26 protein-coding genes and 1 pseudogene are annotated in these 24,878 nt (G+C 60.0%); 17 read left to right on the top strand and 10 right to left on the bottom strand.

Going from position 1 to position 24,878, the window contains the following annotated elements:
• Positions 1-16 precede the first annotated feature (16 nt).
• On the top strand, positions 17-649 hold the full coding sequence (locus tag ACTHNR_RS00575) for a DNA-3-methyladenine glycosylase (protein WP_440545434.1): 633 nt from the start codon (positions 17-19) through the stop codon (positions 647-649).
• An 18-nt stretch (positions 650-667) separates the two neighbouring features.
• On the opposite strand, the pseudogene ACTHNR_RS00580 reads toward ACTHNR_RS00575, so the two are convergent.
• Positions 668-1,237 (bottom strand): annotated as a pseudogene (locus ACTHNR_RS00580) (acyl-homoserine-lactone synthase); the annotation flags it as partial.
• Between the two features lie 153 nt (positions 1,238-1,390).
• Between ACTHNR_RS00580 and ACTHNR_RS00585 the strand changes: the two are divergent.
• On the top strand, positions 1,391-1,720 hold the full coding sequence (locus ACTHNR_RS00585) for an XRE family transcriptional regulator (RefSeq protein WP_440545435.1): 330 nt from the start codon (positions 1,391-1,393) through the stop codon (positions 1,718-1,720).
• Here the strand turns inward: ACTHNR_RS00585 and ACTHNR_RS00590 are convergent.
• On the bottom strand, positions 1,683-2,387 hold the full coding sequence (locus ACTHNR_RS00590) for a helix-turn-helix transcriptional regulator (protein ID WP_440545525.1): 705 nt from the start codon (positions 2,385-2,387) through the stop codon (positions 1,683-1,685). The genes ACTHNR_RS00585 and ACTHNR_RS00590 overlap by 38 nt on opposite strands.
• Positions 2,388-2,877: 490 nt before the next feature.
• On the opposite strand from ACTHNR_RS00590, the gene ACTHNR_RS00595 reads away from it, so the two are divergent.
• Positions 2,878-3,198, top strand: a complete 321-nt coding sequence (locus tag ACTHNR_RS00595) for a DUF4148 domain-containing protein (protein ID WP_440545437.1) — start codon at positions 2,878-2,880, stop codon at positions 3,196-3,198.
• A 71-nt stretch (positions 3,199-3,269) separates the two neighbouring features.
• Here the strand turns inward: ACTHNR_RS00595 and ACTHNR_RS00600 are convergent, their stop codons facing one another.
• Positions 3,270-3,746 carry a CBS domain-containing protein gene (locus ACTHNR_RS00600; RefSeq protein ID WP_440545526.1) on the bottom strand — a complete coding sequence of 159 codons (477 nt, stop codon included), beginning with the start codon at positions 3,744-3,746 and terminating at the stop codon, positions 3,270-3,272.
• Between the two features lie 202 nt (positions 3,747-3,948).
• On the opposite strand from ACTHNR_RS00600, the gene ribA reads away from it, so the two are divergent.
• From ribA to ACTHNR_RS00615, 3 genes are all read left to right on the top strand, one after another.
• Entirely contained in the window at positions 3,949-4,596 is a 648-nt protein-coding gene (ribA, locus tag ACTHNR_RS00605; protein ID WP_440545438.1) for a GTP cyclohydrolase II, read from the top strand.
• 579 nt (positions 4,597-5,175) lie between these two features.
• Positions 5,176-5,880, top strand: coding sequence for a hypothetical protein (locus ACTHNR_RS00610; protein ID WP_440545440.1), 705 nt, complete (start codon positions 5,176-5,178; stop codon positions 5,878-5,880).
• A 115-nt stretch (positions 5,881-5,995) separates the two neighbouring features.
• Positions 5,996-6,565: a Fic family protein gene (locus tag ACTHNR_RS00615; protein ID WP_440545527.1), complete on the top strand. Its 570-nt coding sequence runs from the start codon at positions 5,996-5,998 to the stop codon at positions 6,563-6,565.
• A gap of 167 nt (positions 6,566-6,732) precedes the next feature.
• On the opposite strand, the gene ACTHNR_RS00620 is transcribed toward ACTHNR_RS00615, so the two are convergent.
• The gene (locus tag ACTHNR_RS00620; RefSeq protein ID WP_440545442.1) at positions 6,733-7,122 is read right to left on the bottom strand and encodes an ester cyclase; all 390 of its coding nucleotides are present in this window, start codon (positions 7,120-7,122) and stop codon (positions 6,733-6,735) included.
• Between the two features lie 340 nt (positions 7,123-7,462).
• Between ACTHNR_RS00620 and ACTHNR_RS00625 the strand changes: the two genes are divergently transcribed.
• Positions 7,463-8,131, top strand: a complete 669-nt coding sequence (locus tag ACTHNR_RS00625) for a GntR family transcriptional regulator (RefSeq protein WP_440545444.1) — start codon at positions 7,463-7,465, stop codon at positions 8,129-8,131.
• A gap of 95 nt (positions 8,132-8,226) precedes the next feature.
• Here the strand turns inward: ACTHNR_RS00625 and ACTHNR_RS00630 are convergent, their stop codons facing one another.
• Together ACTHNR_RS00630 and ACTHNR_RS00635 are read right to left on the bottom strand one after the other, a co-directional pair.
• The gene (locus ACTHNR_RS00630; protein ID WP_440545445.1) at positions 8,227-8,973 is read right to left on the bottom strand and encodes an SDR family oxidoreductase; all 747 of its coding nucleotides are present in this window, start codon (positions 8,971-8,973) and stop codon (positions 8,227-8,229) included.
• A gap of 72 nt (positions 8,974-9,045) precedes the next feature.
• A complete protein-coding gene (locus ACTHNR_RS00635) occupies positions 9,046-9,978 on the bottom strand; it encodes a 3-keto-5-aminohexanoate cleavage protein (RefSeq protein WP_440545447.1) in 933 nt (310 codons plus the stop codon).
• A gap of 230 nt (positions 9,979-10,208) precedes the next feature.
• On the opposite strand from ACTHNR_RS00635, the gene ACTHNR_RS00640 reads away from it, so the two are divergent.
• The 9 genes from ACTHNR_RS00640 to ACTHNR_RS00680 all read left to right on the top strand — a co-directional run bounded on the left by ACTHNR_RS00640 (position 10,209) and on the right by ACTHNR_RS00680 (position 19,685).
• The gene (locus ACTHNR_RS00640; RefSeq protein ID WP_440545449.1) at positions 10,209-11,603 is read left to right on the top strand and encodes a CapA family protein; all 1,395 of its coding nucleotides are present in this window, start codon (positions 10,209-10,211) and stop codon (positions 11,601-11,603) included.
• Positions 11,604-11,843: 240 nt separating this feature from the next.
• Positions 11,844-13,199 (top strand): Nramp family divalent metal transporter, encoded by a 1,356-nt coding sequence (locus ACTHNR_RS00645; protein WP_440545528.1) that lies wholly within the window; start codon positions 11,844-11,846, stop codon positions 13,197-13,199.
• A gap of 290 nt (positions 13,200-13,489) precedes the next feature.
• Entirely contained in the window at positions 13,490-14,653 is a 1,164-nt protein-coding gene (locus ACTHNR_RS00650) for an amidohydrolase family protein (protein ID WP_440545451.1), read from the top strand.
• Positions 14,650-15,693: an amidohydrolase family protein gene (locus ACTHNR_RS00655; protein WP_440545453.1), complete on the top strand. Its 1,044-nt coding sequence runs from the start codon at positions 14,650-14,652 to the stop codon at positions 15,691-15,693. Before ACTHNR_RS00650 ends, ACTHNR_RS00655 begins: the two co-directional genes overlap by 4 nt.
• Before the next feature lie 27 nt (positions 15,694-15,720).
• Positions 15,721-16,146 (top strand): Rieske (2Fe-2S) protein, encoded by a 426-nt coding sequence (locus ACTHNR_RS00660; protein ID WP_440545455.1) that lies wholly within the window; start codon positions 15,721-15,723, stop codon positions 16,144-16,146.
• 78 nt (positions 16,147-16,224) lie between these two features.
• A complete protein-coding gene (locus ACTHNR_RS00665) occupies positions 16,225-17,187 on the top strand; it encodes a PDR/VanB family oxidoreductase (RefSeq protein WP_440545456.1) in 963 nt (320 codons plus the stop codon).
• Between the two features lie 118 nt (positions 17,188-17,305).
• A complete protein-coding gene (locus tag ACTHNR_RS00670; protein ID WP_440545458.1) occupies positions 17,306-18,085 on the top strand; it encodes a VOC family protein in 780 nt (259 codons plus the stop codon).
• Between the two features lie 221 nt (positions 18,086-18,306).
• The gene (locus tag ACTHNR_RS00675; protein WP_440545459.1) at positions 18,307-19,050 is read left to right on the top strand and encodes a hypothetical protein; all 744 of its coding nucleotides are present in this window, start codon (positions 18,307-18,309) and stop codon (positions 19,048-19,050) included.
• Between the two features lie 113 nt (positions 19,051-19,163).
• Positions 19,164-19,685 (top strand): peroxiredoxin, encoded by a 522-nt coding sequence (locus tag ACTHNR_RS00680; protein WP_440545529.1) that lies wholly within the window; start codon positions 19,164-19,166, stop codon positions 19,683-19,685.
• 80 nt (positions 19,686-19,765) lie between these two features.
• Here the strand turns inward: ACTHNR_RS00680 and ACTHNR_RS00685 are convergent, their stop codons facing one another.
• The 4 genes from ACTHNR_RS00685 to ACTHNR_RS00700 all read right to left on the bottom strand — a co-directional run bounded on the left by ACTHNR_RS00685 (position 19,766) and on the right by ACTHNR_RS00700 (position 23,791).
• Positions 19,766-20,365: a MarR family winged helix-turn-helix transcriptional regulator gene (locus ACTHNR_RS00685; RefSeq protein ID WP_440545460.1), complete on the bottom strand. Its 600-nt coding sequence runs from the start codon at positions 20,363-20,365 to the stop codon at positions 19,766-19,768.
• Positions 20,304-21,134 carry an SDR family NAD(P)-dependent oxidoreductase gene (locus tag ACTHNR_RS00690; protein ID WP_440545461.1) on the bottom strand — a complete coding sequence of 277 codons (831 nt, stop codon included), beginning with the start codon at positions 21,132-21,134 and terminating at the stop codon, positions 20,304-20,306. The genes ACTHNR_RS00685 and ACTHNR_RS00690 overlap by 62 nt, the downstream gene beginning before the upstream one ends.
• Positions 21,135-21,147: 13 nt before the next feature.
• Entirely contained in the window at positions 21,148-22,329 is a 1,182-nt protein-coding gene (locus ACTHNR_RS00695; RefSeq protein WP_440545462.1) for a porin, read from the bottom strand.
• Between the two features lie 208 nt (positions 22,330-22,537).
• A complete protein-coding gene (locus ACTHNR_RS00700; RefSeq protein ID WP_440545463.1) occupies positions 22,538-23,791 on the bottom strand; it encodes an MFS transporter in 1,254 nt (417 codons plus the stop codon).
• A gap of 330 nt (positions 23,792-24,121) precedes the next feature.
• Here ACTHNR_RS00700 and ACTHNR_RS00705 point away from each other — a divergent pair, with 330 nt between their 5' ends.
• Positions 24,122-24,877, top strand: coding sequence for an SDR family NAD(P)-dependent oxidoreductase (locus ACTHNR_RS00705; RefSeq protein ID WP_440545464.1), 756 nt, complete (start codon positions 24,122-24,124; stop codon positions 24,875-24,877).
• The last annotated feature ends 1 nt before the right edge of the window (position 24,878 follow it).

The following is a 24,878-nucleotide window of genomic DNA, read 5'->3' on the forward strand; positions in this document are numbered from 1 at the left end:
ATTCGACGCGACGCTAATGAGCGATCTTTCATCGTGCATTTGCGCCCTGACGCGCGACGAGTTGCCCGTCGACACCATCGAACTCGCGCGATTCATGGTCGGCAAATATCTCGTGCACGATACGCCGCAAGGCCGCATGAGCGGGCGCCTGGTGGAAACCGAAGCCTATCCGCTAGGCGATTCGACGAGCCATGCGTTTCGCGGCCTGCGTCCATACAACGGAGCGCTGTTTCGGGCCCCAGGGCATGCCTATGTTCGGCTCGTCTACGGCGCGTCGTACATGATCAATATGTCGGCCGAGCGCGAAGGCGAGGGCGCGGCCGTGCTCTTTCGCTCGGTGGAGCCCCTGGACGGCCTGGCGCTCATGCAAGCGAGGCGGCCGGGCGTAAAGCCGGTCGATCTCGCCCGAGGCCCTGGGCGCCTGTGCGCCGCCTTCGGCATCGGCCCGGAATGGGACGGCGCGGACCTGTGCGCCGGCGGCGCGCTTTGGATAGGGCGGCTAAGCGGGAACGATCCGTCCGCCGCCCGCGTCGCAGCGACCAAGCGCATCGGCCTGTCGCGAGAAATGCACGAACTGCTGCGCTTTTACGAGCCCGGAAGCGCATTCGTCAGCGGCCCCAAGCGCTTGCTCGAACCCCTCGCGCGCTAAGGCGAACCGCTGCGCTCGGCCGAACAGCGCCCGGTGCGTTTGCTCGCCCAGATCGATCGTCAACGCGACGGCGTTGACCGCGCCGATTCGTACCGGCGGACCGAAGCGACGCATCTCGATGCGAGCGCGGGCCAGCAGCCGCTCGACGGCGGTCGTCGTGACGGTCACATAGCTCGTCAGGCCGTGGCGATCGGCAAATTCCACCACTGCGCGCATGGCCTCGAGCGCCAACTCCCCGAAACCGTACGCGGCTTGCTCGGGCGACACGATTGCAAATCGGCTCAATTCCCAGACGTGAGGCGACTGCGGCGCTTGCCCGCCGTGCAGCAGTTCAGGGAAGGTGTCGCGCAGCATATAGGGCCCCTCGGTCGGCAGCAGCCGCCAACAGCCGCACAGTGCGCCCGCTTCGTCGCGGATGAGCATGTAATAGGGCGACTGTGCGTCGTAGTAATCGATCTCCATGCCTGACAGAACGGCGACCTCCCATCCCATACGCTCGCCGAAAACCTTGGCGCGCAGCCGGTACATCTGCGCCAGGGCGCCGAGATCGAAACTGCGCTGTTTGTCGATCGTGATCCTCGCATTCATCTCGCTCTCCAGGGTTGTTACTTCACCTAAGGGGCATAGACCATATGCAGTTTGCGTGCTAGGTGTAACTGTCAAGCAAGATAGGTACAAAATATCGGCGACAGTTGGGATGATGCAGGTATCGAGTACGCCCCCACCACTCAGGTGAAAATCATGTCAATCGCCGATATTCGTCAGCCGCAAACTGAAGATGCGATCCGGCCGCTTCGGGCAGAAATAGACAGCGCCTTCATTCAGGCTTATCGAAAGCAAGTGAAAGAAAGTCAAAAGACTTTCTGGTCCCGTTTTGGCGTGACGCAATCTCGCGGGAGTCGTTTCGAACTGGGCGCAAATATCCCAAAACCCGTGATGATCCTGCTTCGTCTCTATTTCGAGGCGCGCATTTCGGATGACGACATTCGCAGTGTCTCGCAAAAGCGAATGCCGGCGCTCCGGTCGGCCTTGGCTAGTCCGGATCTATCAAGCCCATTCGGGTTGCCTTGACGGCTGCCGCGCTCCTCGAACTGACCCCGAATTTGCTGCGAATGTTTGTCATATGAAAATTCACGGTGGCTTCGGAGCAGCCGAAGATTTTGGCGATTTCCCAGGTCGATTTTCCCTGCGCCGTCCATTTGAGGCACTCGTATTCGCGCGGCGTCAGCTTGGGAACAAGCCTTTCGGTATAGCCGTCGAGGAACCGCTGGCTCGAATCGAAAGCGACGTCGCGCAGCAGCGTCAGCATCGGCAAACTGCGCTGCACGTGCGCATCGAGGGCTTGCTGTGTGTCGTCGCTGCGGACGAAACACAGCATGCCGACCTCTTGCTTGGGGCCATGGATCGGCAGTGAGATGCCGGTACAAAGCCCGTGTTGGCAGGCCTCTTCATACATTTCTTGCTGGTCGCTTTCTGAAAAATGGGAGGAGGTCCAAATCAGCGGCGAGGTTTGCGTGAGACAATGCGCGACCGTGGGATCAATTCGAAACAGCGCGCGCTCGTCGTATGTCTGGCGCCAGCTCTCGTCGTAGGTACTGCGCAAGTAGGCATCGCTAAACCGCATGCCCGGACGCGGGACCACCGCGAATAGCGTGTGGTCGAAGCCGTATTTCCTCCCAAGCAATGCAAGCGCCTCGAACCATGATCGCTCGTCGGTCGCGCGCCATAGTGGCGACATCGACTCAATAAATTGGCGTGGCATATGTCCTCACGTGTCGAAAATATTACTTGCCCGAATCAGGTAAGCGGCCCTTGCTACCTGACGTGAATTCGGGCAGTCCCTTTTTTTTGAAATCATAACAGACGGTTGAAATGTTATCCGCTTGTTTTTAACGGACGACGATGCAATCCGTGGTCGATGGTGTATTTTGGAATAGAGCTTCGATGGGGGAGCGCTTGAAATCGATTTCCGATCAAGCGTGGGTATGGTTGCGTAAATGAAAATATCCATACCCATTTATCGTAGTTGGCTGGGCGACAAACCGTTTCCATTCGATCGCGATTGCGATAATAACTGGATTGAAGGTGGGTGTTCGTCACGCGATATTTGCGACTCTTGCAAAAGTGATTAGCCAAAATCGGCATTTTTGAGATTGGCTGTCGAACGTAGACTGCCTCCGGAGTTCGGCGCTGGCGCCGGACGAGCGGAACCCATACTGGAGGACACTATGATGAAAACGATTCTGGCTGCCGTCTTGATTGTCGGCGCGACCGCCGCGCCCGCGTTGTCGCTTGCTCAAGAAGCGACAGCGCCGACGCGCGCTCAGGTGCAAGCTCAGGCGCGCCTACTGGCCGACGCCGGCTATCGCGGGAGAGGCGACGAAACGACCTATCCGTCGGACGTGCAAGCGGCGCAGTTGCGCGCGGGCGAGCAGCAAGCGCGAGGGGCGCCGGCGGACACGAGCGGCTATGGCTCGCAACGGGGCCCCCAGAGCGAGTCCGGCGCGCGGGAGCCGAAAGGGCCCGCATCGATCTACTTCGGCGTATGACCGCAGCCGCACGGCAACGCCACGATTGAGAGAGCAGCGGCGGCGACGGGGGCGGCTGTCGACGCGCCGTCTCAGGTATGAACGCCCGAAATGTAGTGTTCGAGTTGCTGAATGGTGAATTGCTGTTCGGAAATGATGGTTTTGACCAGATCGCCGATCGACACCATGCCGACTAGCCGGCCATTGTCGATCACCGGCAGGTGGCGCATCCGGTGCTCGGTCATTAAGGCCATGCAGGTTTCGGCCGTGTCGCTCATACGAACGTGCAGCACTTGCTTGGTCATGATTTCACCGATGCGCGTCGATTTCGACGACCGGTCCATGAGGACGATCTTGCGGGCGTAGTCGCGCTCGGTGATGATTCCCGCGATTTTCTTCTCACTTCCCTCCGTGACGATTAGCGCGCCGATTTGATGTTGCGACATCGTCTTGACCGCCTCGAATACCGAAGCGTCGGCGTCGATCGTGATGACCGGCTGCTCCGCAATCCGTTTTGCCGCTTGGGGATCGTCCAGCTTCGACTTCAGGATCTGCGCTACGTTGGGCATGTGAGTCTCCGTCTTCTCGTTCGGGGGCGGGGATCGGCGCCCGCGCGCGACCGTGCGCGGCGCGGGGCTGTCTTCCAGTATAGGCGTTGGCGGCGCGCCCGGCGGGGCGAGCGCCGGGCCGCGAAGGGCGAATAGCGGTAAACTCCTGGTGCGCGCGCCGGCTGTCGGTGCGCGGACGAACCGTAAACAATCACACGAAGTCATGCCCACGTCTTCCCAGCCGCCGCAGCTCGACGGCGACAACAGTACGCAATGCGTCACGCTCGCCGCCAAGGCCACTTTGCCCACCCGGTACGGCGCCTTTACCTCGTATGCTTTCCGCGTGGGGACGGGGGATGCCGAACATCTGGCGCTCGTCATGGGCGACGTGAGCGGCCAGGCATCGGTGCTCACACGCTTGCATTCGGAGTGCGTGACCGGCGACGTCCTCGGTTCCTACCGCTGCGATTGCGGCGAGCAATTGGATCTGGCGTTGCGCTATATCGCCGCGGAGGGCAGGGGCGTGCTCGTCTATCTACGCGGACACGAGGGCCGCGGTATCGGCTTGTCGAACAAGATCCGCGCCTATGCGCTGCAGGAGCAAGGGCTCGATACGGTCGAAGCGAATCTGGAGCTGGGGCTGCCCGACGACGCGCGCGAGTACGATTCGGCCGCCGCGATTCTGCGCGAACTGAACGTCACGTCCGTGCGGCTCATGAGCAACAATCCCAAGAAGTTCGACACGCTGGCCAAGCACGGTATTCCAGTGTGCGAGCGCGTGGCGCTCGCGATTCCGGTGCGCGACGAAAACGAGCGGTATATCCGAACCAAGCAGGTCAAGTTCGGGCATTACTTCGACGAAAACGAGTAGTTTTGGCTTGGATGGAGAGAGTCCATCTGCGCTTGGGTGTTGCGCCATAATCGTTTGATATATAACGAATTTCTTCGGCGCGGAGTGATCTGGCGGCGCGGGCGTGGCCGACTACTCCAACAATGACCGACAGTAATGCCCGCTTCGTGAAAAGCGATGCGATCGTCGTTCTTCGTTGGTTGATTTAGAAGAGATTCGTCGCTCAGATCCAAACACTTGGACGATGGATTTCGGCTCATGATCCCATGCTTTAGGGACGACGCTGGCGTAGGTTTTTTCCTCGTTTCGCAAAAACCTACGCCGTGTGCTCTTTTTCCGCCAAAACCTACGCCAGGGATCGGATTGCAATCTTCCGCGCGCCGCCGCGATGCTGGGCTGAGTTGCATCGGACCCATCGTTGAAACCGGGAGCTCGCGAATCCCTCAATTGATCACGAACAACCGCGCGAAAAGGCTGGCGTATCTAGCCACCGAAGGATGCTGTCCGTTCGGCAGTGTTTGCGTCGCTAACTGATTGTGAGATAACGATTTTTATCCGGTTTATAACGGAACCTTGTACGCCCGATGTGGGAGGTGATGGATGAACCTTGACAGTAAGCTTTTGATGTCGTTGAAGAAGCGCTCGGGCAACGTCGTGCTTCGACGTGAACTGGCTGGCCTCGGGAGTCCGTCACACCTGAGCGCTGCGCTTCAGCATCTCGTTGCCGACGGACGCATCATTCGACTTGGCGCGGGCGTTTATGCCAAGACTGGTCTGAATCTGGAGGGCAACGCGCGATCGGCCGTTGGTAATGAGGTACTGTTGCGCGAGGCTCTCGGGAAACTGGGCGTCGAGGTGCTCGATGTGAAAATTGCGCAGGAAAACGGTCGCTCCGTTTGTCTGGTTGACACCGGCAAGAGCCGGATTTCTCGCAAGCTTGGGTGGGGCAACGTCACGGTGCGGTATGTCGGCCAACATGAAAGACCGCGAATGGGAGTAGTGCCCAAGCTGCCAACGGATGTCGACAGGCTGCCGACTCGAAATGTCGGCAAGTTTGTCGAGCGGCTCGCGCAAGCCTACGGCATTCAATACCGGCGCTCGGGCCTCGATGATTTCGCGGAGGCAGTGACGCGAGCCGCGGGCGACGATGTCGAACTCGATCCCACGGGGAAACTGCTGGTTGCACTCAAGAAGCACGATCGGATTAACGGCCGGCAGTTTGCCCGATTGATGGCGAACCACATAAGGGAGGTCAAGCGTGTTCGACCCGTTCGGAGACTACGAAACCAGGGGCTACCTGCGTAACGTTGACGGCATCAAGGATCTCGAGGAACTCTAGTACATCGAACATGGGTTCTTCGAGTCGAACCTCGAGGCGGCATTGGCGTACCTTCACGCGGTCAAGGGTCCTATTGCCTACGTGCACGTCCTTGAAGTTCATCGGATTTTGTTCAGCGAGTTCTACCCGTGGGCGGGCCAGGATCGCCACAGTCTCGGTGTTGGGCGACTGGTTGGGAAGGGGCAGCGAATACAATTCGAAGCTTCGGAGTTGTGTCAGCGTGCCGTCGAATGGGGACTGTCCGTAGGCAACAATCCAAAGACGATGCGTGAAAAACCGGGGATGGTCATGGGCGCTTTTGCCTGGGGGCATCCCTTTCTCGACGGGAACGGTCGCACCATGCTCCTCGTTCATGCCGAGCTTTGCCATCGCGCAGGGTTCGCCATCAACTGGAATGCGTCCCAGAAAGACGGTTACCTGGAAACGCTTACTCAGGAACTGGAAAATCCCCAGGGCGAGCACCTGGACGCATATCTCCTGCCATTGGTAATCGCTCCCATTGCCGGGGGCGATCTCCGTGAGGATCTCATGTCGCTGCGAGGCCTCAACGGAGAGGATGAACGCAGTGCTCCGAATGTTGCGTACAGGGCAGACGATCCCGTTGCAAACCAAAACTACCTCGAGTTGAAGCGTGCGCGTGGAGAGGATTAAGCGGAGTGCGGCGCTGGCGGCGAATTCCACGGCATAGTGGCGTAGGTTTTGGCGTAAGTCTCATCAAACAAGTCTGCTGCACAAGGCCCATTCATTACTTCGAAGAAAACGAATAGCGGAAAATCCGCTTCCGCTCAGGCAGCACGACGAGATGACGCACGGCGGCGTCATTGCAGTTGCATTTCGATTGCAGACTTGTCGATCACCGACCACACCTGCGCGATTTTCCCATTACGAAAGGCGTAGAACACGTTTTCCGCGAAGACGACACGCTTCCCGTTGATGGGGAGTCCGAGGAAACGGCCGGCAGGTCTGCAGTCGAACGCAAGACGACTCGCAATGGCGGGTGGCTCGCATATCAGCATCTCGATCGAGAAGCGCAGATCTGGGATCTTGCGAACATCCTCCTCCAGCATTTCGCGGTAGCCCGACACGCCGATCTGCCGACCATTGTGAATCACGTCGTCGGCGACGAACTGGTCGAGAGACGACCAGTCCCGCCGGTTCAGGCAATCCAGATAGTTCTGGTAAATGCTGCTCAGATTCGGCTCACTCATAAGAACCTCGGTGTCGTGTGATCGTTGAGAATCGGGGACGGTCGCAGACCATCCAGAACGGGTTGCTGGCACGAGCGAAGCTTACAGTCGCCGCCGCCTCAGTGAAATCTACGAAGGGGAACCAAGCGGTACGGTCTCCCGCAGGTGGCTTTTGTCACTAGCACAGACAATAAACCCACCGTTCTAATATCACCCGGTGCGATACAAATGATAACGAAACGTAAATATGGCACGCCGCCGTCAGCCGGCAAGCCTGCAGTCGCACTCGAACCTCATGGGATACCGGCCTCGTATACAATCTCTGACGCGCGGACAAGCGTTCGATATTGACGAGGAAACAATGACGCAAGCAAACGGTGTTGAAGCCATGCTCAGGGAAATGATTCTCGAGATGCAACTCGGGCCGGGGGAGCGTGTCACGGAGCGTTGGGCGGAGAGCCAATTCGGCGCATCTCGAACACCGGTTCGTGCGGCGCTTCTGCGGCTCGAAGCGGATGGGCTCATCCGCCGGGAGGGACGCGGTTGGATGGTTGCGCCATTGGACATTCGGGAGATCGAGCAGCTCTACGTGTTTCGCGAAGTGCTCGAGGTTGCCGCCGTCAGGCTGGCAGCCAACCGGGTGAATTTGGAAGGCGCGTCGATTCTCCGTTCGCTCGCCAGTCACTGCGCGCCGCGTGCTTCGACCGGCGAATCGCATCGGTCTGGCACGGAATTCCACACGTGTCTGGCCGAAATCGCAGGCAACGACTTCATCAAGCGCGCTATCTCCGATTCGATGACCCGCCTGTCGCGGGCTCGATACCTGGACACGGGCACCGAAAATAAAGGATGGAGCGAGCATAAAGCCATCGTCGCGGCGTTGCGCAAAGGCGATGCCGACAAGGCCGCGCAGTTGATGAGCGATCATGTCCGCGGAAGTTGCGAGCGGCTGTTGAAGACACTGAACGGCAACCGGCGAACATTGCGGGCAAGCGGGATCGTCGTCGGGGAAGCGCGAGAGCTCATGTAGCCGAAAACGTAGATCGCGCGAGTGCGCGGCCTAAGGGGCTACACCATGTCGGCGACGCGGCATCGCCCCTCGGGCGCATCGGAGGCGAGCGATGGTTACCGTCCTCCTGAGACGTCGAGCAACGCCGCCGTGACATAGGACGATGCGTCCGACAACAACCAGACGATCGACTCGGCCACCTCGTCCGCCGTTCCAGCCCGCCCGAGCGGTGTGCTCGTTCCCAGTACCTGCGCGCGATCCGGCTTCCCGCCGCTTGCATGGATTTCGGTGTCGATGAGGCCAGGGCGGACGGCATTCACGCGCACGCCTTCGGGCCCCAGCTCTCGTGCGAGGCCAAGGGTCAAGCTGTCCATCGCGCCCTTCGAGCCGGCATAGTCGACATATTCGCCGGCCCCTCCCAGCCGCGACGCGATAGACGAGACGTTGACGAGCGAACCGCCACGGCCGCCTCGGGCCGTCGACAGGCGTCTGGCTGCCTCGCGGGCGCACAGGTAGGCGCCCAGCACATTGACGTCGAACATCCGTTTCACGCGAGCCACGTCCATGTCGGCGAGCCGCGATCCGGGCGCGACGATACCTGCATTGTTCACGACGCCATCGAGCTTGCCGAACGCCTGCTCGGTCGAATCGAACATGGCGATGATGGCCGATTCGTCGCTGACGTCGCCGTGAACCGCAACGGCGGCGCCTCCTGCTGCTTGGACCGCGGCGACCGTCTCCTGCGCGGCCGCCCGATTCGACGTGTAGTTGACGCCCACGGACCAGCCGCGCGCACCCGCTAAGATGGCCGCTGAGCGACCAATGCCACGGCTTGCACCGGTGATCAGAATAACCTTGGACATTGACGATAATTCCTCGGTGAAAAGAGATGATCGCCCCGCTTTCTTGCTGGGCGCCTGGCGTTGCGGCGGACGCTAGAAATTCGTTTCGCTTGCGCCTTTTAGCTGGAGCATTTGCCTGGCGTCGGCCGGCGTGGCGATGTCGAGCGACAGGCCTTCGATGATCTGTCTGATTTTTCGCACTTGCTCCGCGCTCGAATCGGCCAGCTTGCCCGGCTCGATCCATAGCGAATCTTCCAGCCCCACGCGCACGTTCGATCCCTGGGCAACGCCCATCGAGCCCAAGGTCATCTGATTGCGGCCGGCGCCCAAGATCGACCACACATACTCGTCGCCAAAAAGACGGTCTGCGGTGCGGCGCATATGCGCCAAATCTTCCGGATGAGCGCCGATGCCGCCAAGCAGCCCGAAGACGCTTTGTACGAAGAAGGGGGCTTTGACAAGGCCGCGATCGACGAAATGAGCCAGGCTATACAGATGAGAGATGTCGTAGCACTCGAACTCGAAGCGAGTGCCATTGGCGCCGCAATGTCTCAGGATGTACTCGATATCCGCGAACGTATTCTTGAAGACGAGATCTCGGCTGCTCTCGAGATGCTGGCGTTCCCATTCGAAGCGGAAGTCCTTGAAACGATCAAGCATGGGATAAAGCCCGAAGTTCATGGACCCCATGTTGAGTGAAGCGACTTCGGGTTGAAAGTGCAGGGCCGGTTCGAGCCGCTCGGCCACGCTCATGTGAGGACTGCCGCCCGTCGTCAGATTGATGACGGCGTCGGTTTCCGCTTTGATGCGAGGCAGAAACTGCGCGAAGACGCCCGGATCCTGAGTCGGTCGACCGTCCCGAGGATCGCGCGCATGCAGATGAACGATCGCCGCGCCTTCCCTTGCCGCAGCCAGCGAGGCCGCTGCGATTTGCTCCGGCGTCACGGGCAAATGCGGTGACATCGAAGGTGTATGAATCGCACCTGTCGGTGCGCACGTGATGATGACCTTCCGCCTGCTTGCCATCTTGTCCTCTATATCAAAGTACGCGTTGAGCGCTTGCGATACCCCGTTCCGACGCGCCTTTTTCTCCGGCGCTGATCACGCGCTGGACACACGGCCCAACCCGTGGAAAGCCATCGTTCGATCAAGGCGGTGGGATACCAAACGGGGATACAATATCAACGCAGTGGCTGCTCTGTCAAACGAGGGAGTCGCCCGGTCCGCATTGACAACACGCTTCGGATACTCGGACAATGTACCGCAAGGTATTCCGAAATGGTATCCCAAACAAAGGAGTCAGCATGCCGAAAACCAGTGTTATCGCGACCGGCGACGCGATACTTACGCAACGTCTTTCATCGAACCCAGAGGCCGACTTTCTCGATCTGGTCGAGGTCATCCGTCGCGCCGACGTCGCCATTACGAACGTGGAAATGGTGTTTCCGGGCAGGGGGCGCATGGCGTCCACCACCATGCATGGGATTCCGCTGGGCGCCGACCCCGAGGTCCTGAACGAATTCGAATGGCTCGGAATCGACATATACGGCATGGCCCAGAACCATGCGAGCGACTATGGCGTAGGAGGGCTGGTGTCCTCCATCGAAGCGCTGGAAGCACGAGGTTTCACCTACGCGGGGGTGGGGCGGACCTTACGAGAGGCACGCGCTCCCCGTTACTTCAATGCGCCAGGTTGTCGCGTCGCCTTTATCGCCGCGGGTTCCAGCAATTCGAGGCTCTGTCTTGCCGCCGATCCTAGCGTCGGCGACGTCGGACGCCCTGGAATCGCCCCCATCAGACTGCAAAAGACCCACTTCATCAGGAAAGAGCGTTTCGCCGAGCTGCGCGAAATGATGGCGGAAGCCGGCGTCAATGTTTCCGCAACGGGAACGACCGCGCCAGGGATTCATTTTCCCTATCCCGACAAAGGCGTGTACGACCCGCCGCCCCCCGGGGGATTCGCCGTCGAGGGCGTGAACTTCGCTCCGGCTGACCACTCGCGTATTCAGACCGACGCATTGGAGCGCGACGTGCAGGCGCTCGTCGACTCGGTATCCGAAGCATCGCGGCAAGCGGACCTCGTGTTCGTCGGACTTCACTGTCACGAGGGTCTGCAAGGAAGGTGGAACACCGATGTGGCGGCGGAATTCCTCCAGCCCCTCGCGCATCGGCTCGTGGACGCCGGCGCGCATGCCATCTTCGGGCACGGACCACATATGCTGCGAGGCGTCGAGATCTACGCAGGTCGGCCGATCTGCTATTCGCTGGGCAATTTCATTTTCAACGTCGAGACGTTCTCGGCGTTTCCTGTCGAGGTGTATGAGCAGCAAGGCATGCCGCTGAACGCTTCGGCGGCTGACCTGTTCGACGTGGTCAACGGCTATGGCAAGCAGCCGCTCTTTTGGGAGTCGGTTCTGGCCCGCTTCACCTTCGAGAACGGAAAGCTCGCGGACAGCGAATTCCTTCCCATTACCCTTAACCGGGAGGCGCCGCGCAGCCGCCGCGGCAGCCCTCAACTGGCTTCGGTGGAGGACGGCGCTCGCATTCTCGCGCGGCTCGACGAGCTGTCGAAACCTTATGGGGCCGGAGTCGAACTCGTTCGCGACGGCGGACGGTACGTAGGGAAGCTGGTTTCTCGCGAAATCGCGTAGGCCTACGAAACCCACGCTGATCGTCGTCCGGCGCTTCACAGCGCCACGTTCCGGCTCATACACCAACCGTGTGTGAGTCGGAGCCACACCTACGCTTGCGCCGATCCGCCAAGCTCACCGTCAAACGGGTATTCCCTCATCCCCCCACGGATTGACACCCTCAAAATATACAGGCAGACTGAATAAATATCCTAGATTCCGATGCAACCGTCGGCGCTCTCTCTGCATCCCCAAAAAGAAATGCAATCACGTCTTCTTTCTTCGAACGACACGAGTTCTGCTGAACAGGCTGCGCGGAAGTCGATTCCCGCGCGAACCGCCGAGCTCAGAGGCGATTCGCCTCAGGGGGCGCCACGACGTCGTGGGCCGTGGTTCTCATTTATGGGAGCCGGGGCGTTGATTGCGGTCGGCTATATGGACCCCGGAAACTGGGCGACCGCTTTGAGTGGAGGGGCGAAGTATGGCTACGCGCTGCTATCGGTGGTGCTGCTGTCGAGTCTCATGGGAATGCTGCTCCAGTGCGTGGCTTCCAAAGTCGGGCTGGTAACAGGCAAGGATCTCGCGCAGCTATGCCGGCAGCAATTCGGTCGTCCAGTGACGCTGTTCCTTTGGGCAACTTGCGAAGTAGCCATCATTGCATGTGACATTGCGGAGGTCGTAGGTAGCGCCGTTGCGCTGCAACTGTTGCTAGGGGTGTCATTGAGCGTAGGCGTTCTTCTCTCGGCGATTGGAACGATCGCTATGCTCGGCCTGCAGCGCAGGGGGCAGGGACCGCTCAAGCTAGTCATCACAGGCTTGATTCTGTTCGTCAGCGCCTGTTTCGTCGTCGAGATCGTGTTCGCGCGGCCGTCTTGGGCCGATGTCTTCGTGAATGTAGCGCCGTCCGCATCGCTGCTCCGCGATACCGGAATGATCTGGCTCGCAGCCGGCATCCTTGGGGCAACCGTTATGCCGCACAACCTCTATCTCCATTCCGCGCTCGTGAAGGACTTTGGAAAAGGGAAAGACGCGGATGCGTTGCGCGACGTGATAGCGGGCGTGAACATCGACACGTTCGCATCGCTCGCCTTGGCGTTCGTCGTCAATGCATCGTTGCTCGTCGTCGCGGCGGCGGTGTTCAACGCCAGCGGGCATTTCGCCGTCGACGATCTTGCCGAGGCCTACCGGCTGATTGCCCCATTGGTCGGAAGCCATTGGGCCAGCCTCTTGTTTGCGTCCGCATTGCTCGCATGCGGCTTGAACGCAACGTTGACCGGGACTTTAGCAGGGCAGGTGGTGATGGAGGGCTTCCTTGAACTGAAAAGTCCGAAGTGGGCCAGAGCGATCCTCACCCGAAGCCTCGCAATGGGGCCGGCCCTCCTGGCAGTGGGATTCTTCGGCGAAAACGGTTCGAACCGGTTGCTTGTCGCAAGCCAGGTCGTTCTGAGTTTGCAACTTCCTCTGGCGGTTATCCCTCTCGCACGTTTCACTTCCGACACGCAACTGATGGGCCCCTTCCGGCTCAAGCGCTTCACGCTGCTTGCGGCGTGGTCATCCGTGGTGAGCATTGTTTCGCTCAACCTCGTACTACTTTGGCAATTGCTCGCCACGGTATAACCGCTGGCATATATGCAGGCCAACTGTTCATAAAACCTGCTTATCTAGACGGCGCATTCCAGACCCCGACTTTCGGGTATGGATCGGCCGTGGCCTTTCATTTATTCAGTTTCTAGCCGGAAGCACTGTTCACGCCCGCGCACGGTTGCGCTGCCCGTGCGGGATTTTCCTGATCTCGGATCAATTGACATCGAAAAACTATACAGGCAGACTGAATATTGAGACGACACCTCATGTCGTCGCAGAGAAAACATGATCAACGACGGCTTTACCCTGTCGGGAGGAATCAAATGAGCACAGCAACACTCAGCCGCCCTGAATCGCCGGTGCGTCGGGAGGATACGGTAGAGGTCAAAGTGATCGACACCGATGTCCACGTCGAACCTCGATCGTTCGATGAACTGATACCGTATTTGGACGCGCCTTGGCGTGACCGGGCGAATTTGATCGATGCCGTACCTTGGAGCCGCTCGACGTACAAGACGCTCGATGGAGGCGGCCGTAAAGACGCCTATCCCGAGAGTGGGGATATCGGCTCCGATCCCGAGATGGTGGGGCGTCAGCTCTTCGTCGACGATCCGATCGACTATGCGATTTTGCTGCCATGGAGCTTCCGCGGCCTGACTACCGACCCGAAGCTCGACACAGCGCTTGCCGGCGCCGTGAACACCTGGCTCGCCGACACATGGCTGTCGAAATACAACGCGGAAAATCGCTATGTAGGTTCGATCACGGTCTCCGTCGACGATCCGGCCGGCGCGGCGAAGGAGATCGATAAATGGGGTGGTCATCCGGGGTTCAGGCAAGTGATGATCGGACACTATGGGCCGCGCCCCTTCGGGCACCCCTCGTACGATCCGATCTGGGAGGCGGCGGCGCGCCATGACCTTCCTATCGCGATGCACTTTCGCGGCGGCGCCACGCAGCCGCTGGGTTGGACGTCGACGGGGCCCCTCCAGTATTTCGTCGAATATCACTCGCTCATCGCGCCGATGGCTTATGCGGCGCACCTCATGAGCTGGATTTGCAATGGCGTTCTCGATCGCCATCCCGGGATGAAAGTGATCTTCGTCGAAGGCGGCTTCCTGTGGTATCGACCGCTCGTGGATCGGCTGACGCGTCATTGGAAAATGACCGGACAGGAACTTTCCGCAATCAAGACGCCGATGCAATACGTGCTGGATCATTTCCGCTTCGCGTCTCAGCCCATCGAAGAGAACACCGATCCTCAAAAAATCGCCGAGCTCTTCGAAGAGGCGAATGCCGAAGATCTTCTGCTTTTCTCGAGCGACTACCCGCACTACGACTACGACCCACCCAGCAAGGCGCTGCCGCGCTCGCTGGACGCGGAGGTCAAGAAGCGCATTCTTTCCGAAAACGCCTGCATGCTGTACGACCTGCCGAAAACACGTCCGCTCGACCGCTTCGACCTTGCAGCAGGAGGCCTGAAATGATCATTGATTGCGCGATTCACCCCGTCCTCGACGACGAAGAGTTCAACCGGGAAATCGGCGGCCCGTGGAACCTGCTGAAGCTGCCGCCCCTCTTCGGCGACCGCTATCGTGCACCGTTCGACCAGTTCGCCGTGCCGCGCGAGCAAGCCTGCAGCCCGGCGGCGCTCGCCGAACATCTTCGTAGCCGAGGCGTCGACTACGCGGTACTGAGCCCCACGACGCGCGGCTATTGGCCCAACCCGCAGCAGGCCGCGGCAGTCGCGCGTGCGGCGAACTCGCTCTTCGCCCGAAAGTGGCTGGACGCCCCGGAGTCGGAAGGAAAATTCCTTGGCTCCATCCGGGTTGCCCTCAACGACGTGGATGTTGCTTTGCGCGAGATCGATCGCTGGGCCGACGACGAACGATTCGTGCAGCTCGTGCTGCCGGGGCGCGCGCTCGGCACTTACGGCGAGCAGCGCTTCTTCCCGATCTTCAAGACCGCGGTGGAAAGAGGATTGGCGATTTTCATTCACGACGATATCGGCAGTCTGTGCGAACCGCCGCTGACGCAGGTGGGATTTCCGAGCCATTTCGCGGAAATCCATGCACTTCGGCCGCTGTCGGGCATCGTTCATCTCGCCAGTTTCATCGTGGCCGGCGTGTTCGAACGCCTCCCTGAACTACGGGTGATCTTCGGCGATGTAAGCGTTCATGCGGGCCGTTCGATGTTGATTCGGACCGACAAGGACTGGCAATCGGATCGCGTGGAGGTGCCCTGGGTCAGCAAGGATCCGACGACATATCTGGAGCGTCACGTGCGCTTCGTCAGTCAGGCCGAGGACGAAATCTCGCCGCACAGCCATCGCACGAGCGGAACGATCGGCGGAGACAATGCTTCGCTCGTGCTGTACGGCAGCCGACATCCGTATTGGGACGGCGCGCGCGCGGAGGATGCCTTCGTTTCCTGGTCCGACAGCGATCGCGCGCGATGCCTTGCGCAGAACGCCATCGATTTCTATCCGCGTCTCGCCGCGCGTGTTTCGGCAGAGCTGAGTCAATGAACTGACGAGATCAAGAGGAGATACAACATGCGCTATGTCGTAGGTCCGGTTGCCGAGCTTCCGCCCGGTTCTTCCACCATCGTCTATCCCGACAAGGTCAAGAGCGGCGTTGGTGTGTTCAATGTCGACGGCGAATTCTTCGCTTTGAAAAACACATGTCCCCACATGGGCGGTCCCCTTTGCCGCGGCCGCATTCGCGGCACGACGGCTGGCGCATTGCCGGCCGACTGTCAGCCCGAGGTTCGCTGGGTCCGGCAGGGTGAGATCGTCTCGTGTCCTTGGCATCACTGGGAGTTCGATATCAAGACCGGACGCACCATCTTCGAGTCGCGGCAGAAGGTGCGCAGCTATCCCGTGTCCGTCGAGACAGCGGAGGAACTCGAACGACTGAAGTCCGGAGTGGAGACCGTCCCGGTTTCGGTCGAGGGCGCGACGATCGTTCTCGAAGTCTGAGCTCGTATTTTCATCGCAGGCGGCGCTTGCGGGGCGAGCCCCGGCTTTGGCCGGACGCTCGCGCAATTTCAAGGAACGATGATGTCTGGAAACGGGCTCGAACTCGTGATCGAGCGAATGGAGACGGTAGCGACGGGCGTGGTGAGTCTGACACTCGTCCGTCCGGACGGCGGTGAGTTGCCGGTCTGGACAGCCGGTGCGCATATCGACCTGCACTTCTCATCGGGGGGCATCGACTATGTCAGGCAATACTCCCTGTGCGGGCCCGCATCCGATCGCCATCGCTGGCAAATTGCCGTGCACCGCGCGCCTGATAGCCGGGGAGGGTCGTCACACATCCATCAGCGCTTTGCGCAAGGGCTCGGTGTGCGGGTGACGGGGCCGCGCAATAACTTCCCGCTGGTTGGCGCTCAACGCTACCTGTTCATTGCCGGGGGCATCGGCATTACGCCGATATTGGCGATGATAGAAAGCCTGCCTTCGAAGGGCCCCGACTGGCGTCTTCTGTATTGCGGCCGCTCGCTCGAGTCGATGGCGTTCACGGAGCGGGTCCGACAGCTGGGCACGGACAACGTGACTTTGCACGAAAGCAATCGCAATGGCGTGGCGGATATCGATTCGCTGATTGCGGCGAGCCATCCCGAGACCGCGATTTTTTGCTGTGGCCCGGAGAGCTTGCTCAATGCGGTTCAGGACATCTGCGCGAGGAGATCGATCGCGACGGTTCACTTCGAACGGTTTTCGCGACGTTCGGATGTCGCCGAGAACAGCGGGACGACATTCGAGGTGGAGTTCGCCAAATCGGGCGTGGTCGCGACGGTTCCGCCGGAACGCTCCATCTTGGAGATCGCGGAAGAGCACGGTGTCGAAATCGAGTCGTCCTGCCAGGAGGGCGTTTGCGGATCATGCGAGACAAGCGTTATTTCGGGCCGTCCCGATCATCGCGACTCTGTTCTCACGGCGAAAGAGCGGGCAGAAGGACACAGCATCATGGTGTGTGTTTCGCGCTCGTGCACGGCGCGCTTGGTGCTCGACGCCTGAGCGTCAACCGCGCCGCGCGACGCTCGGCGCGCATTTGATACGTCCGGCGGCATGTCGAATGGAGGCATCGCGTTCGACGCGTCGGCCGTTATGAATTCTTATTCGAGGAATTTGGACTATGTCGACGATTCAATCTAGGAACGAGCAGGTACTTGAGCCGGTCGAGCTTCCCCGTCACCGTAGAGTGCTTCAGGAGTCGGGCCCGGCAGCCGGTCGTATCTCCGGCATCAATCATCTTGTCCTCTTCACGAGAGACATGAACGAAGGGGTCCGCTTCTATCGGGACCTGCTCGGCCTTCGTGTGGTGAGAACGATTCGCTTCACCCCCACGCCCGAAGGGCTGCGCTCCGCGGCTCATCACTCGAGCGGCCTTGCCGTCAGCTCGGCGGATCCGTCTTCGGTTTCGGCCAACATGACGGTGCGCCAAGTGTTCTTCGAAATGGGCAACGGCGAGCTGTTCTCGCTGTACGAGACGCCGGCGGTCAGCAAGCAACCGCCTGCACCGATCGTTTCGGTGTTGTGGCCGGCCCATGGCACGAGTCAGTGGGTGCGCCCGGTCGAACCTCAGAAGCTCGACCACATGGCGTTCGACGTTCCCACGCAGGCCGACGTCGTCTGGTTTCGCGAGCATCTTCTTTCGAACGGCATCGCGGTCTCTGATGTGTCCGAGCGCAAGGGGGCGAACAATACCCACCGGTTCATTTCGTCCATTTATTTCTCGGATCCGAGCGGCAACCCGCTGGAGATTTCGTCGTGGAACAAACAGGACGTCGCTTGGCAATCCTACGATTACTCCGATTGGTTCATGGATGACGATCCCGTTCCGGCGCTTCTGGAGAATGCCCCATCGGAACCTCAAACGCTCATGCCGCGCTGGGTGCACGCGTCCGGCAAGTGATCATGCCGATGAACTTCGCCGAAGTGGAAGGTTGGGGCGCACAGTCCTGGGACGAGGACGTAACGGGCGTGGCGGTGGACGCCGCCGATCGCGTCTATATCCTCCGAGGGGGGGACGCATCCGTAACCGTCTTCGATCCGAACGGCATGGAGTTGAACCGTTGGCGGAGCGAGCGTTTCTCCGCGCGTCCTCATCTCTTGACGGTGGGCGATGACGAGCGCGTGTACGTCGCCGACGATGGCGCGCATCGCGTCTTCATCTTCGATGCAAACGGACGTCTATTGCACGCCGTCGGGAGCGGCAACCCGTCGGTAACCGGTTATGACGCTGGGGCACAGAGTCGGGAGGCGGCGTTCGAAGCGATTTCCGGCGGCGCACCGTTCAATCGCCCGACGAAGGTGGCGCCTTGGAAACAGGGCGAATTCTTCGTCAGCGACGGCTATCGCAATTGCCGAATTCACCGGTTTTCAGCGAATCACGAGCTTGTGACGTCGTGGGGCGGCACCGGCTCCGAGCCCGGATCGTTTGTCATTCCGCATAGCGTCACGATGAGTCGCGATGGACGCGTCTTTGTCTGCGACCGCGAGAACGATCGGATCCAAATCTTCACGACTGATGGCGTGTTGCTGGGGATTTGGGACAACGTCCAAAGGCCCACTGATCTGGCCTTCGATCGTTTCGGAAACGCGTACGTGACTGAACTGGCGAGGGGGCCGATGGATTTGAAGTCCTGGCGTTTGGGGCGTGCGGAACGCGAGTTGCCCGGAAGAATCTCGGTTCTGAGTTCGGACGGCGATTTACTCGGGCGAATCGAGTGTGCGGGCGTTGAATTCCTTGCGCCGCACGCTATTGCTATCGACTCGAAAGGGGCCGTATATGTCAGCGAGGTACCCGCGTCTTTCGCGAAGTCGACCGGGAGATCCGTCGCGAGGCGCCGATGTCTTCGTAAGTTCGAGCCGCGGTAGGTTCATGACAAGCATGATGAGCGATGCACGCAGCCGAATCAAAGCCGCGTCGCGGTTCAAAATGGCGCCTTTTCTGTGGCATCCTTTCTCACTCAACCTTGGATGGAGTGAACATGATCGAAGTCGGTAAGACCCTGCCTGACGTGCCTCTTTTTGAATTCGTGGACGTAGCGGCGGAAGGTTGCAGTGTAGGGCCGACCGAGTTCTCGGTTCGGGAGCGCGCGCAAGGCAAGCGGATCGTCATATTCGGCGTTCCGGGTGCATTCACGCCGACTTGCTCCGCCAGTCATGTGCCCGGGTATGTGCAAACGAGCCAGGCGTTGTTCGACGCCGGCGTCGACGAAATCTGGTGTGTTTCGGTCAACGATGCGCACGTGATGCGCGCGTGGGGGCAGAGCTTGGGAACCGCGGGCAAGGTGAAGATGATCGCCGATGGCAACGCTGCTTTCGCGCGTGCACTCGGGCTTGATCAGGACTTGACGAGGCGCGGCATGGGCATCCGGTCTCAGCGTTACGCGATGGTGGCCGAAGACGGCGTGGTCAAGCTGCTCGCGGCCGAGGCGCCCGGCAAATTCGAGGTAAGCGACGCGGATAGCATTGCGGCTGCGCTAAAAGCGATGCACGAGCGGAGCTAGCGCACCCGCATACGTGAGGGGGCCGTTCCGGTCCCTGATCTACGTATGAGTCGCTCGGCCGTCAGCCACGCGTAACCGCGTTACTCCCTCGTGTCGACGATTTTCTTGATGAGCGTCAAGCCGCGCTGCAGTTCTCGTCGCTCTTCTTCAGTCAGCTTTTCGACGATCACCGCATGGAGCCAATCTTCTCGAACAGCGAAGATGTCTTCAAGCGTCTTGACGCCTTTACGCGTGAGCTGAATCAGCACGGTCCGCCCATCCGTCGGGTGGGGGCGTCGACCTACGAGCCCGGCGTCTTCCAAAGCCCGGACGGTGATCGACATTGATTGAGGGCGCACGCGTTCCGCTGCTGCCAGATCATTGGTGCTCATTGCACCCTGGCGTTGCAGATGTCCCAGCACCGTGAGTTGCGACAGAGGGGGCCCAGACTCGACTCGGATGAGCCGAGCGCCGCGGCTCAAGGTCTCACGAAGGTCGAATGCCAGCCTGGCTGCGGAGTCCCGATTCTTCTGCATGGTTATAGGCTTTGAGCGAATGCCGCCATGGGTGTTAAATGTCAGGGCCGACTTTAACATAGGCGGGACACCGCTCAGCGAACCGGTGCGCAACATCGCTCGATCAGGTCTTCGTGAAAGCGGCTCGCGATCCGCCGTCAACGGGCAGGACGACGCCGTTGACATACTTGGCGCCGTCTCCGAGCAGATACAACACAGCGTCCGCCACGTCGTCCGGACGTCCGATCCGGCCGAGCGGCGACATGGCGGACCGATTGTAGCTTCCATCGTCCCGGCTTCTGGGCCCCTGAGTCATGGGCGTTTCTATCGTCCCCGGCGCGACTACATTGACGGTCACGCCCGACGGGGCAAGTTCGACGGCGAATACGCTTGCGAGGACATGCACCGCAGCTTTGGTCACGCTATAAAAGCCGCTGCCGACCTTGGGTCGAATCCCGCCAATCGACCCGATGACCACGACTCTCGCGGGGTCGTGCGGGCTGGACCCGTTTCTGAGCAAAGGAAGCGCCGAACGAATGCAGGCCCAAGGCCCTTTGACGTTGACGCTGAACATCAGGTCGAGTTCTTCGCTCTCGTGATTCTCGAGCGCGCCAAAGCGCACCACACCCGCCGAGCAGATCAGCGCATCGAGCTTCGGCATCCTGGCGGCGATCTTTTGGAATACATCATGAACATCGGCGCCGATTCCTATGTCGCATGTGAACGACGTGTAGCGTGCACGACACTCGGCTAACTCATCGCGCTCGGCAAGGGCGGCGTCGGCCAGATCGAGGCCAATGACCGACCATCCTTCGAGGAGTAGTCGCTCGACGGCGCGTCTGCCGATTCCCGAAGCTGCACCGGTGACGATTGCGGACTTGGACATATATTCGTGACTGATTGATGGGGTGGGGGAGGCCGGCGCGTCCGCCCTTGGAGCGATCTGCGCAGGCATCTTGTCCTCGGATTCAGAACTTGTGGCGCATGCCGATCACAGCCGCAACCTGGTTGGAAGTCGCCGAGGGCGATAGAAGATTGATGTTGGCCACGGCGGGGCGGTTGGTCGAATCGGTCCCGCCAGCATGCTGGTACACGCCGTCAATGTAGAGGTCTGTTCGCTTGGAGAGGGAGTAATCGGCGCCGAGCATCGCTTGATGATACTTGGCGTCGCCAAGACCATATCCCTTCGTGTAGTCGTAGGCTGCGCCAAGGACCAAAGCGGGCGTCAACTGATATTTGACGCTCACTTCGGCGTTGTGAAACTTGCCGGTCCCGCTCGAGAACCCACCCGGAGGAGTCAGGCCCGCACCTGGCTCGGATCCCAGATCTTTGTACTGCGAATTGCTGTACGTGACTCCAAACGTCGCGGCCCCGTAGGTGTAGGCGGCAGCCAAGGCAATGACCTGAAACGTCCGGGCCGATGCATAGCCGGAAATGACGCGGCTCGTCGGAAAGTTGGACGCCGACGGCGTGGCCGTCGCGGCGCGACCGTTCGCGTTGTCTCCCCAGAACGAATAGTTCGGATCCTTGACATTCAAGTAGCCCGCGCCCAGCACGAGCGGACCGCGGGCATAGCCCACGCCGACGGACCATACCTGATTGCGATTGAATTGCCCGGGCTGTCCTCCAAGGCTATAGACGCCGCTCAGCGTGAAGCCGGCATAGGTCGGGCTGATGTACTTGAGCGCGTTGTTCGTCCGGTTGGAGTTGTTCATGTTGTCGAGGTCGCCTGGGTGAGCCGCGAACCCGGACGCCCATTGGCTCGCGACCATGAGGGCGCCGGTGAAGTCGACCACCGAGTCGTATTGCCGCCCTAGCGCAACCGTGCCAAATCGAGCGGATTGCAGTGCGACGTACGCCTGACGCCCGAAGAATCCGCCGCCTTGTCCCAAGGCACCGGTGTACAGGTTGTATCCGTTCTCCAGTACGAAGAGGGCTTTCATTCCGCCGCCAAGATCCTCGGCGCCTTTGAAACCCAGTCGGCTGCCTTGCAAATTGCCGCTGTTCGCGAAGAAATTATGCGCACCACCGACATTGTTCGTGTAGGCAATACCGGCATCGACAATGCCGTACAGCGTGACGCTGCTCTGCGCGTGAGCGGCATGACAAATGGCGCAAAGTGCTGCAAAGGCAATTAGCGATTTTCTCATTGCAAATATCTCCAAGGTTTTTGTGTGTGAATCGATCTGAAAATGGAGGCTCGGTCATTCGCTGACGAACGGGACGATCGATGCGCGACGACGGTGCCGACGTCCGCAAGCCTGGTGACGGAGAAAAGGGCTCGCGGACCGCCTAAGGGCGTCTATTTGCCGCCAGCGAGAAAGGAGCGTTCGTTCTCAACGTGGGCGCGATTAGCAGCTAGTCCGGAAGGCGGCGCGCGCGAAAGAAATAGTAGGTTTGCACCGATGCCGAGATGGCCAAGAGGCCGATACTGACGATTCGCAAAACGGTGGCGCTAGCGAACCGGTCCGGCTGATGAGTCAAAATCCATCCGGCAAGCGCGGGCCCGATCGCGATGCCACCCACTGCGACAATGTAGAAGACGGCGTTCATTTGCCCGGTACCGTCCAGCTTCGACAACACGCCGAGGAACATTGGGCTGATCACGTAGTAGGCGAACGCAAACAGTAAAGCGGACGCCACGAATACATCGAACGATCGGGGGAAGGCGAGTTGCATGATGACGGATAGGCACACCGCGATCAGGAACAGCGTGAGAACCGGCACGGACGACTTCCTGTCTCCGGCGAGGATAGAGGTTCCCGAGCCGATTGCGCTAACGATCGACCCCCAGCCTAGAATCGTCGACATCTGAAGTCGATTCACATCGGCCGTTTCGCCCAAGACGGAAATGAACGGCCAGAAGTTGCCGATGCCTATAAAGAAGACGAAGAAACTGGCCGCCAATACGATCTTGTCGACGCGGCTCAAGGCCTGAGCGGTGTCGTGACGCACCGACTCCTTCTTTGTCGGCAGGTGACGGCTTTCGGGCACCCACGCCATGACGAGCAAGGCGAGGGGGACGGTGCCGGCCAGAATCACGAAAATCGAGCTTGCCCCGAGAGCCCGGTCGATCCACGGCATGGCAAAGGCGGCTACGGCGCCGTATAGCTGAGTGGTGATCGAGTAAATGCCGGCGGTTCTGCCCGGATACCCCGAAAGCGCGATAAGAATGCCCAGCCGGCCCAGGCCAAAGCCCGCGCCCAATCCTGATAGACAGCGCAAACCATAGAGCACGGCGCCGGCATCGGCTCGGAACGGAATGCTCGCCAGGTTCGCCAGCATCATGAGGCTCAGTGCGGCGAACAGATGTTTGCGTCTGCGCAGCGCAAACGGAAAGGCGGTTGCAACGATGCTCCCGAGGCTCGTCGAGATCATCTCCGCCGTCAGTAGATAGCCGGATGTTGCTTTGTCGAAGCCCGCGGAATGCACGAAAGCCTGGACGATGAGGGGTTTGAGACTCGAGGTCGCATGGGCGGCCACCCCAACCATGATGATTGCAAGAATCGGTAGTACTGTCCAAATCACCGAGCGTGACGGGCTTTGGTTTGCCATCGGGGCGACGCCGATCGGTTCGCGCTCTTTGAAATTCGTTGCAGCGGGCTCGCTCATTCGTGTTTCCTCCTGATCAGTCTGCCTGTATTTCGTTTAGATCAGTCTGCCTGTATATATTTGAGCCGTATGTAAGGGAATGCACTAGGGCAGAACGGAAGAAATAGGCCCGACGTATGCAGACTTTCGATGAGGGACCCGATGACACGGCCACAGCATCGACGCCTTGCACGAGGTCGACTATTCAGATCGCCATGTTTAGGAATAATATTCTGGTATCCCAAAAAAGGATACCAATGTGTGCGACCGCGAGCCGGCATTGATCGGATGAATACATCCGCGCTGCTCGACGACAGTCATGCACGAGCCATACGAACCGTCGGAGACGAGATGCTTTTAACGACAAGCCGCGACCTGCGGAGCAAGCGTGTTTTAGTAACCGGTGCATCGAGCGGGCTTGGCGCACACTTCGCATCGCTGTTCGCGGCGTGCGGCGCCGACGTCATTCTGGCCGGCCGGCGGATCGGTGTGCTGGAGGAGAAAGCCGAGCGCATTCGGTCGGAAGGCGGCATGGCGTCATGTAGACAGGTCGATGTGAACGACGCTGCGTCCAGGAAGGCATTGGCCGATTCGATCGGCGAGCTAGACGTCCTCGTGAACAATGCCGGCGTCGTGATCGACCGGCCCGCGATACAGCAGACCGAGTCTGACTGGGATACCGTGGTCGACACGAACTTGAAAGCGATGTTCTTCGTTGCGGCCGATCTCCTTTCAGCACTAAAGGCGAGAGGCGGCGCGATCGTCAATGTAGCGTCGATTCTCGGGCTTCGGCAGGCCGGCAACGTACTGCCCTACGCCGTCTCGAAGGCTGGCGTGGTGCAGTTGACGAAGTCGCTTGCGCTGGAATGGGCGCGGCATGGCGTTCGTGTCAACGCCATCGCGCCGGGTTACATCGAAACCGAACTCAATCAGGCGTTCTGGCAGACGTCCGCTGGCGAGGCGCTCATCAAGCGCATCCCCCAGCGGCGCCTCGGTCGGCTGGAGGATCTCGACGGGCCCATGCTTCTACTGAGTTCGGACGACTCGCGCTACATGACGGGAACCGTTCTTGTCGTGGATGGCGGTCATTTGACGAGTAGCTTGTGAT

It is taken from the genome of Trinickia sp., from assembly GCF_051954495.1.
Taxonomy (GTDB): Bacteria; Pseudomonadota; Gammaproteobacteria; order Burkholderiales; family Burkholderiaceae; genus Trinickia.

Coding starts and splice junctions, on each gene's coding strand:
- ACTHNR_RS00690 (WP_440545461.1), bottom strand. CDS start 21,134: ATGCCTGCGCAGATCGCTCCAAGGGCGGACGCGCCGGCCTCCCCCACC.
- ACTHNR_RS00640 (WP_440545449.1), top strand. CDS start 10,209: ATGTACCGCAAGGTATTCCGAAATGGTATCCCAAACAAAGGAGTCAGC.
- ACTHNR_RS00620 (WP_440545442.1), bottom strand. CDS start 7,122: ATGAGTGAGCCGAATCTGAGCAGCATTTACCAGAACTATCTGGATTGC.
- ACTHNR_RS00655 (WP_440545453.1), top strand. CDS start 14,650: ATGATCATTGATTGCGCGATTCACCCCGTCCTCGACGACGAAGAGTTC.
- ACTHNR_RS00700 (WP_440545463.1), bottom strand. CDS start 23,791: ATGAGCGAGCCCGCTGCAACGAATTTCAAAGAGCGCGAACCGATCGGC.
- ACTHNR_RS00595 (WP_440545437.1), top strand. CDS start 2,878: ATGATGAAAACGATTCTGGCTGCCGTCTTGATTGTCGGCGCGACCGCC.
- ACTHNR_RS00630 (WP_440545445.1), bottom strand. CDS start 8,973: ATGTCCAAGGTTATTCTGATCACCGGTGCAAGCCGTGGCATTGGTCGC.
- ACTHNR_RS00670 (WP_440545458.1), top strand. CDS start 17,306: ATGTCGACGATTCAATCTAGGAACGAGCAGGTACTTGAGCCGGTCGAG.
- ACTHNR_RS00660 (WP_440545455.1), top strand. CDS start 15,721: ATGCGCTATGTCGTAGGTCCGGTTGCCGAGCTTCCGCCCGGTTCTTCC.
- ACTHNR_RS00610 (WP_440545440.1), top strand. CDS start 5,176: ATGAACCTTGACAGTAAGCTTTTGATGTCGTTGAAGAAGCGCTCGGGC.
- ACTHNR_RS00665 (WP_440545456.1), top strand. CDS start 16,225: ATGATGTCTGGAAACGGGCTCGAACTCGTGATCGAGCGAATGGAGACG.
- ACTHNR_RS00600 (WP_440545526.1), bottom strand. CDS start 3,746: ATGCCCAACGTAGCGCAGATCCTGAAGTCGAAGCTGGACGATCCCCAA.
- ACTHNR_RS00575 (WP_440545434.1), top strand. CDS start 17: ATGAGCGATCTTTCATCGTGCATTTGCGCCCTGACGCGCGACGAGTTG.
- ACTHNR_RS00650 (WP_440545451.1), top strand. CDS start 13,490: ATGAGCACAGCAACACTCAGCCGCCCTGAATCGCCGGTGCGTCGGGAG.
- ACTHNR_RS00625 (WP_440545444.1), top strand. CDS start 7,463: ATGACGCAAGCAAACGGTGTTGAAGCCATGCTCAGGGAAATGATTCTC.
- ACTHNR_RS00645 (WP_440545528.1), top strand. CDS start 11,844: ATGCAATCACGTCTTCTTTCTTCGAACGACACGAGTTCTGCTGAACAG.
- ribA (WP_440545438.1), top strand. CDS start 3,949: ATGCCCACGTCTTCCCAGCCGCCGCAGCTCGACGGCGACAACAGTACG.
- ACTHNR_RS00585 (WP_440545435.1), top strand. CDS start 1,391: ATGTCAATCGCCGATATTCGTCAGCCGCAAACTGAAGATGCGATCCGG.
- ACTHNR_RS00685 (WP_440545460.1), bottom strand. CDS start 20,365: ATGTCAACGGCGTCGTCCTGCCCGTTGACGGCGGATCGCGAGCCGCTT.
- ACTHNR_RS00590 (WP_440545525.1), bottom strand. CDS start 2,387: ATGTCGCCACTATGGCGCGCGACCGACGAGCGATCATGGTTCGAGGCG.
- ACTHNR_RS00680 (WP_440545529.1), top strand. CDS start 19,164: ATGATCGAAGTCGGTAAGACCCTGCCTGACGTGCCTCTTTTTGAATTC.
- ACTHNR_RS00695 (WP_440545462.1), bottom strand. CDS start 22,329: ATGAGAAAATCGCTAATTGCCTTTGCAGCACTTTGCGCCATTTGTCAT.
- ACTHNR_RS00705 (WP_440545464.1), top strand. CDS start 24,122: ATGCTTTTAACGACAAGCCGCGACCTGCGGAGCAAGCGTGTTTTAGTA.
- ACTHNR_RS00635 (WP_440545447.1), bottom strand. CDS start 9,978: ATGGCAAGCAGGCGGAAGGTCATCATCACGTGCGCACCGACAGGTGCG.